This is a genomic window from Rhodococcus sp. NPDC078407, assembly GCF_044542515.1.
In the GTDB taxonomy this organism is placed as follows: Bacteria; Actinomycetota; Actinomycetes; order Mycobacteriales; family Mycobacteriaceae; genus Rhodococcoides.
Genome location: NZ_JBITUQ010000009.1, coordinates 170,352 through 177,794, shown reverse-complemented (window position 1 = coordinate 177,794; position 7,443 = coordinate 170,352). Strand labels below are relative to the sequence as shown.

The window sequence follows — 7,443 nt, the reverse complement described above, 5'->3', positions numbered from 1 at the left end:
CCGATGATCTCTACGACCTCGTCTCCGATCGAGCGATCGCCGGCAAACCCCTGATTCTGACGAGCAACAGAGCCCCGAAAGATTGGTACCCGCTGATCCCGAACCCCGTCGTCGCCGAATCCCTCCTCGATCGACTGATCAACACCAGCCACCAAGTCCTCATGGACGGACCGAGCTACCGACCCCGAAAACGACCCGGAACCAAGACCACCTGACAACCGAGCCCGTCACCGATATCCTCACCACAGCAGCTCCGGACCTGGGGAATTACGTGACAACTACCCCTGGGGAATTACGAGACCGTCGACAGCCGGTTGGGCCGCTCGAGATGAAGGTACCCGCTTCTCCCCGCGCGTTCAGCTTATTTTCAGGGTGTCCGGCCGCGGTTCGAGAGCATCGGTCACAGACGCTTGTGGAGCGCGTCGGCTGCCCTGAGAAGATCCGCGGCCCAGCGCGCACCGGGCTTGCGTCCGATGCGATCGATGGGGCCGGATACCGAAATCGCCGCCACCACAATGTCGTTGCCGTCACGAACCGGTGCCGCCACGCTGGCAACTCCTGGTTCACGCTCGCCTGCACTCTGCGCCCAGCCGCGACGTCGTACTTCGACGAGGACGCGCTCGCCGAATTCTGCATCGGGCAGAACTGTTCTCTGAGTATGCGAGTCTGCCCATGCCAGAAGAACTTTGGCACCGGAACCAGCCGTCATCGGCAGGCGTGCGCCGACGAGGACTGTGTCTCGAAGCCCTGTCGGGGGCTCCACGGATGCTACGCAGACACGTACCGTTCCTTCCCGTCGATAGATCTGCACACTCTCACCGGTGATCTCGCGCAGACGTGGGAGCACGGAGGCTGCTGCCTCGAGCAAAGTGTCGGACGCGCTCGCTGCGAGTTCGCCGAGGCCCGGTCCGGTGTGCCACAGGCCGTCGGCATCTCGCACGAGTAGTCGGTGGGTCTCGAGGCCGACCGCGAGTCGGTGGGCGGTGGCGCGGGGCAGGCCGGTGCGGGAGCACAGATCACCCAGATTGCAGGGCTTCTCGGCCACCGCATGCAGCACCGCCATCGCCTTGTCGAGTACACCGATGCCACTCGATTTGTCGACGAGGCCGCCCAGGCTATGCTGTCTCATAGAACGATATTAGCCTCCCGCATGTTGAGATTGCACAATTGTGAGATCTAGTGCGTGCCGAGAGGCATGATGTCGAGACGACGACGCGTGGTGGACCGACGAAGTTCGCCGGCGGGACGACAGGAAGACGAGGTCGACACACCGATGTCCGAAACACCGATGTCCGAAACACCGAAGACTCTGGCGGAGAAGGTATGGGACCAGCACGTGGTGGTCCGAGGCGGAGGCGAAGGCGGTGCGCGCGAGCCGGATCTGATCTACATCGATCTTCACCTCGTGCACGAGGTGACGAGCCCGCAGGCGTTCGACGGTTTGCGACTGGCCGGACGCGGGCTCCGACGCCCCGATCTGACGATCGCGACCGAGGACCACAACGTCCCCACGGCCGATATTTTCGCCCCTATCGCAGATCTCGTGTCGCGCACCCAGGTGGACACCCTTCGCCGTAACTGCGAGGAGTTCGGAGTCCGGTTGTACCCGATGGGCGATCTCGATCAAGGCATCGTGCACATCATCGGCCCCCAGCTGGGCCTGACTCAGCCTGGTATGACCGTCGTCTGCGGAGACAGCCACACCTCGACACACGGTGCGTTCGGCTCGATCGCGATGGGCATCGGTACCAGCGAGGTCGAGCACGTGATGGCGACCCAGACTCTGTCTCTGCGTCCGTTCAAGACGATGGCGATCACCGTCGACGGAGAACTCGCACCCGGTGTGACGAGCAAGGACCTGATTCTTGCCGTCATAGCTCAGATCGGCACCGGTGGCGGGCAGGGTTACGTACTCGAGTATCGCGGTGAGGCCATCCGAAAGCTGTCGATGGAAGCGCGAATGACCATCTGCAACATGTCCATCGAAGCGGGTGCGAGAGCAGGCATGATTGCACCCGACGAGATCACCTACGAATACCTGAAGGGCCGCCCGCACGCTCCGGAGGGAGCCGACTGGGATGCAGCGGTGGCCTCGTGGAACGAGCTGGCGACCGATCCGGATGCCGTGTTCGACAACGAGGTCCACATCGATGCCGACGCGTTGACGCCGTTCGTCACGTGGGGCACCAATCCCGGTCAGGGTGCGCCGCTGGGCGCTACCGTGCCCGATCCGGACGCCATGACCGATGAGGGCGAGCGTGTCTCGGCCCAGAAGGCGTTGCAGTACATGGGTCTCGAAGCCGGCACGCCGATTCGTGAGATCGCGGTCGACACCGTGTTCGTCGGTTCCTGCACCAACGGCCGAATCGAGGATCTGCGGGCCGTGGCGTCGGTTCTGGAGGGACATCGGGTTGCCGAGGGAGTGCGAATGCTGGTGGTGCCCGGCTCCATGCGGGTACGAGCGCAGGCGGAAGAGGAAGGCCTGGGCGACATCTTCACTGCCGCAGGGGCCGAATGGCGCCAGGCCGGCTGCTCGATGTGTCTCGGGATGAATCCGGACCAACTGGTGGCGGGGGAGCGATCGGCATCGACCTCGAATCGCAACTTCGAAGGCAGGCAAGGGAAAGGCGGTCGTACCCACCTCGTCTCGCCTCTGGTCGCAGCCGCCACCGCAATCCGCGGAACCTTGTCCTCTCCGGCGGATCTCGCGTAGAACGCGTCCTCGCCCGGATCGAACGAACGCACAGGAGAAAATTCGATGGAAGCTTTCACTCGGCACACCGGCATCGGAGTTCCGCTTCGGCGATCCAACGTCGACACCGATCAGATAATCCCCGCGGTCTATCTCAAGCGCGTGACGCGCACCGGATTCGAGGACGGGTTGTTCGCTGCCTGGCGCTCGGATCCGAACTTCATCCTCAATCTCGAGCCGTACGACCGTGGCTCGGTTCTGGTCGCCGGACCCGATTTCGGGACCGGATCCTCACGCGAGCATGCCGTATGGGCGCTGTCGGACTTCGGTTTCAGGGTCGTCATCGCGTCTCGCTTCGCCGATATTTTTCGCGGAAATTCCGGTAAAGCCGGGCTGTTGGCGGCCCAGGTCGAGCAATCGGACGTCGAATTGCTGTGGAAAGCCTTAGAAGAACGACCCGGTCTGGAGATAATTGTCGACCTCGTCGACAAGACCGTAACGGCTGGAACTTTGGTGGTGCGCTTCGCTATTGACGACTACACCCGGTGGCGTCTGCTGGAAGGTCTGGACGACATCGGATTGACGTTGCGCCAGGTCGAGGCCATTACGGAGTACGAAAAGTCAAGGCCGTCATACAAACCCCTGACGCTCCCAGCACGGATCGCGACCCCGACGGAAAGCTGACCGGGTGGGGGTCCGACACGCTATGCGGCCGTGAATCATTCCGCGACGCCGAAATGAAAATTGGCGTGGCGCATAGACTCTTGACGACTTGGGGTTTACCGTTGTAGTAGTCGGTCCGACGATGGGCCACCATATAGCGGAGGAAATTCCATGAACAAGGCAGAGCTGATCGACGCCCTGACCGAGAAGTTGGGGTCTGACAGGCGGAGCGCCACAGAGGCTGTCGAGAACATCGTCGACACCATCGTGCGGGCAGTGCACCGCGGCGAGAGTGTCACGATCACGGGCTTCGGCGTGTTCGAGCAGCGTCGTCGCGCGGCGCGCGTCGCCCGTAACCCCCGCACCGGTGAGACTGTTCGCGTCAAGCCCACCAACGTTCCGGCATTCCGCCCGGGCGCGCAGTTCAAGGCCGTCATCGCCGGCGGACAGAAGCTGCCCGCAACCGGCCCCGCTGTCAAGCGTGGATCGGCTGCAGCACCGGCCAAGAAGACTGCGGCAGCGAAGAAGACCGCAGCCAAGAAGGCAGCCGTGAAGACGACCGCCCGCAAGGCCACCACGGCGGCAGCCAAGAAGGCGGCTCCCGCAAAGACCACCGCCAAGAAGGCAGCTCCCGCAAAGACGGCCGCCAAGAAGGCAGCTCCCGCCAAGACCACAGCACGCAAGACCACCGCGGCTGCTGCCAAGAAGGCTCCGGCCAAGACGACCGCACGTAAGGCAGCTACGACTACTGCTCCGGCCAAGAAGGCTCCGGCCAAGACAGCGGCCAAGAAGACCGTAGCCAAGAAGGCTCCGGCGAAGAAGGCTCCGGCCAAGAAGGCCCCCGCGAAGCGCGCCGCGAAGAAGTAGAACCTGTAGGTTCCACTTCTCCGATCGACAAACAACAAGGCCCCCGACTCGAATCGTGTCGGGGGCCTTGCTGTTGCCGGGAGTGCGTCGCCTAGTCGTCGGCGACGAGGGTGGGCAGTGGGCTGGCAATGTGGTCGGCCGCGACGAGTCGGCCGTCGTGACGAGAGAGCACCCACACACTGCCTTTTCGATTCCTGTTGGCAGGCAGCGTGATTCCGTCTTTGTCTGCCCACCATCGCATCAGGTCGGGGATCACTTTGCCCTGACTGCACACCACGGGAGTTCCAGGCAGCTCGGCGATGTCGCGAGCCCGGTGGCGACCCTTGCGCGGGTCGTCGGCGTATCCCTCCTCGGACAGGAGGTGTTCCTCGATGATCTCCACGCCCAACGATTGCGCACACGGGGTCACCGTCTGGACGCATCGGACACGATCTGCCGCGTACACGGAGTCGGCTCCGAACGCCCGGAGCAACGAGACCAAGGCGTCGGCCTGCCGTCGTCCGGTCTTGTCCAGTGGGCGATCGACGTCGTTGCCCTTGTACCGCGAGCGTGAGCCCGCACTCCCGTGCCGAACCAACAGCACCGTGGAGGTGTCGGCCGGTTTCGCCACGAACCGCCGAAGGATCTTGTGGTCCATAGGATACGAGAGCTCACCGCCGATGTCCTCCGGGGCGATCCAGCGTAATTGGTCCACCTCCGCGTTGGGAACGAATTCACCCCCGGTGACCTCCGCTGCCCAATACAGCACTTTCTTGACTCGTCGGTGGCCAGGAATGGGGTACGTCACGTAGGACAGTGACCGACCGAGCCGAGAGTCGAATCCGGTCTCTTCCTTGACTTCCCGGACTGCTGCGTCGACGGCGGTCTCGCCCGGGTCGAGCTTTCCCTTGGGAAACGACCAGTCGTCGTACTTGGGTCGGTGCACCAAGGCGACCTCGACGGAGGAGTGATCTCGGGGCGACCGGCGCCAGAGGATCGAGCCGGCCGCGAAGATGTTGGCCCGGGGCGACCCGTCGGATGTGCCCATCAGGACGCCTGATTCCTCCGGCTGCGCATCAACTCCACCTGATGCTCACGGACTTTCTCACCCTGCGCCGGTGAAGCGACCCAGCCGCCGTCCGGTCCCAACTCCCAGCAGCGAGTGGTGGGGTCGAGGGCGGAGTCGAAGATGTCGCTCAGCTGGTTCGCCAGTCGCGGGTCCTTGACCTGAGCCATCACCTCGACTCGACGATCGAGGTTGCGGTGCATCATGTCCGCGCTACCGATCCAGAACTCGTCGGCACCCTGGAAGTGCAGCACTCGAGAGTGCTCGAGGAACCGGCCGAGGATGGAGCGAACCTCGATGTTCTCCGACAGCCCGGCAACACCCGGCTTGAGGGCGCAGATTCCGCGAACCACCACCTTGACCGGAACACCGGCGATGGACGCGCGGTACAGCGCATCGATGACCTGCTCGTCGACCAATGCGTTTGCCTTGAGGCGAATTCCGGCCGGGCGGCCTGCCATGAGGTGCCCGACCTCCGCCTCGATACGTTCGACGATTCCGCGGCGCACTCCGTACGGAGCCACCAGCAGGTTGCGGTACTCGGACTTTCGCGAGTAACCGGTGAGCGAGTTGAACAGGTCTGTCAGGTCGGCACCGATCTCGGGCGACGACGTCAGCAAGCCGACGTCCTCGTAGATGCGTGCTGTCTTGGGGTTGTAGTTGCCGGTTCCGATGTGGCAATAGCGACGAATGACAGATCCTTCTCGGCGTACCACGAGACACGTCTTGCAGTGCGTCTTGAGACCGACGAGGCCGTACACCACATGTACGCCTGCCTTTTCCAGCTTACGAGCCCACTCGATGTTGGCCTGTTCGTCGAAACGTGCCTTGATCTCCACCAGTGCGACGACCTGTTTACCCGCACCGGCAGCATCGACGAGCGCGTTGACGATCGGCGAATCTCCCGACGTGCGGTACAGAGTCTGCTTGATGGCAAGTACTTGAGGGTCTGCTGCCGCTTGCTCGATGAAGCGTTGGACGCTGGTGGAGAACGAATCGTAGGGATGATGTACCAGGACATCGCCGTCGCGCAGCGTGGAGAAGACGCTCTTGGGAGTTTCGCGCTCACCGAACGCCGGGTGGGTCGCGGGTACGAAAGGTGCGTCCTTGAGATTCGGACGGTCCACGCTGTAGACCTGCCACAGGCACGACAGATCGAGCAGTCCAGGTACCTGAATGACGTCGCCGGGGTCGACATCGAGTTCGCGCAACAACAATTCGAGCATGTGCTCGGTCATGTCGTCGGCGATCTCGAGACGGACCGGCGAGCCGAAACGCCGACGGGCCAGCTCACGCTCGAGTGCCTGCAGCAGATCCTCGTCGCGGTCTTCCTCGACCTCGAAATCGGCGTTGCGCGTGATGCGGAACGCGTGGGACTCGACGACCTCCATGCCGGGGAAGAGCACGTCGAGGTGCGCCGAGATCAGCTCTTCCATCGACAGGAAGGCGTCGATGCGGTGGGAGCCTTCGCCGCGCTTGACGCGCACGAAGCGATCGACGTTGTCGGGGACCTTGACGCGCGCGAAGTGTTCCCCGGTCGTGGAGTAATCCTTCACCGTCACAGCGAGATTGAGGCTCAGGCCGCTGATGTAGGGGAACGGGTGAGCGGGGTCGACGGCCAGCGGTGTCAGTACCGGGAAGACCTGTTCGGTGAAGTACTCCGACAGGCGGGCACGTTCGTCGTCGTCGAGATCCGACCACCGGATGATGGCGATGCCTTCGGCGGTGAGCTCGGGGAGGATCGAATCCAGCAGCACGCGCGCGTGTTTGAGCGCCAGTTCCTGGGTACGTTGGCCGATCACTGCGAGCTGTTCGCGGGGGGTCATTCCGTCGGCGGATCTGACCGAGAGCCCGGTTTCGTCGCGACGTTTGAGACCGGCCACTCGAACCATGTAGAACTCGTCGAGATTCGAGGCGTAGATCGCCAGAAACTTGGCCCGTTCCAGCAGCGGGAGCGACGAGTCCTCGGCCAGAGCGAGAACACGCGAATTGAAATCGAGCCAGCTCAATTCCCGGTTGAGGTAGCGATTTTCGGGGAGCACGGTGGCGCTGTCCACCGATTCCGGTGTGGCAGCCGGCAGTGCCGAGGGAATGCTCGGCATCGTTGCTGCGATCGGAGCGCTCCATACCGCTTCCGAACCGGGCTCGATCGACGAATCTTCGTTCGTTGGTTGTG

The 7,443-nt window shown here is 63.2% G+C and carries 7 protein-coding genes; 4 read left to right on the top strand and 3 right to left on the bottom strand.

The window, feature by feature from the left end:
• On the top strand, positions 1 to 215 hold a 215-nt coding region (locus ACIGGF_RS12210), incomplete at its 5' end, for an ATP-binding protein (RefSeq protein ID WP_397521559.1).
• A gap of 185 nt (positions 216 to 400) precedes the next feature.
• Here the strand turns inward: ACIGGF_RS12210 and ACIGGF_RS12205 are convergent.
• Positions 401 to 1,129 carry an IclR family transcriptional regulator gene (locus ACIGGF_RS12205; protein ID WP_397521558.1) on the bottom strand — a complete coding sequence of 243 codons (729 nt, stop codon included), beginning with the start codon at positions 1,127 to 1,129 and terminating at the stop codon, positions 401 to 403.
• 159 nt (positions 1,130 to 1,288) lie between these two features.
• Between ACIGGF_RS12205 and leuC the strand changes: the two genes are divergently transcribed.
• The 3 genes from leuC (at position 1,289) to ACIGGF_RS12190 (ending at position 4,222) form a co-directional block, all read left to right on the top strand.
• Positions 1,289 to 2,713, top strand: a complete 1,425-nt coding sequence (gene leuC, locus ACIGGF_RS12200) for a 3-isopropylmalate dehydratase large subunit (RefSeq protein ID WP_397521586.1) — start codon at positions 1,289 to 1,291, stop codon at positions 2,711 to 2,713.
• A gap of 45 nt (positions 2,714 to 2,758) precedes the next feature.
• A complete protein-coding gene (gene leuD, locus ACIGGF_RS12195; protein WP_397521557.1) occupies positions 2,759 to 3,376 on the top strand; it encodes a 3-isopropylmalate dehydratase small subunit in 618 nt (205 codons plus the stop codon).
• A 150-nt stretch (positions 3,377 to 3,526) separates the two neighbouring features.
• Entirely contained in the window at positions 3,527 to 4,222 is a 696-nt protein-coding gene (locus ACIGGF_RS12190; protein ID WP_397521556.1) for an HU family DNA-binding protein, read from the top strand.
• 91 nt (positions 4,223 to 4,313) lie between these two features.
• On the opposite strand, the gene ACIGGF_RS12185 is transcribed toward ACIGGF_RS12190, so the two are convergent.
• Positions 4,314 to 5,249: an NUDIX domain-containing protein gene (locus tag ACIGGF_RS12185; RefSeq protein ID WP_397521555.1), complete on the bottom strand. Its 936-nt coding sequence runs from the start codon at positions 5,247 to 5,249 to the stop codon at positions 4,314 to 4,316.
• Complete coding sequence (locus tag ACIGGF_RS12180) at positions 5,249 to 7,369, bottom strand: RNA degradosome polyphosphate kinase (protein ID WP_397521585.1); 2,121 nt, start codon at positions 7,367 to 7,369, stop codon at positions 5,249 to 5,251. The genes ACIGGF_RS12185 and ACIGGF_RS12180 overlap by 1 nt, the downstream gene beginning before the upstream one ends.
• Positions 7,370 to 7,443: the final 74 nt, after the last annotated feature.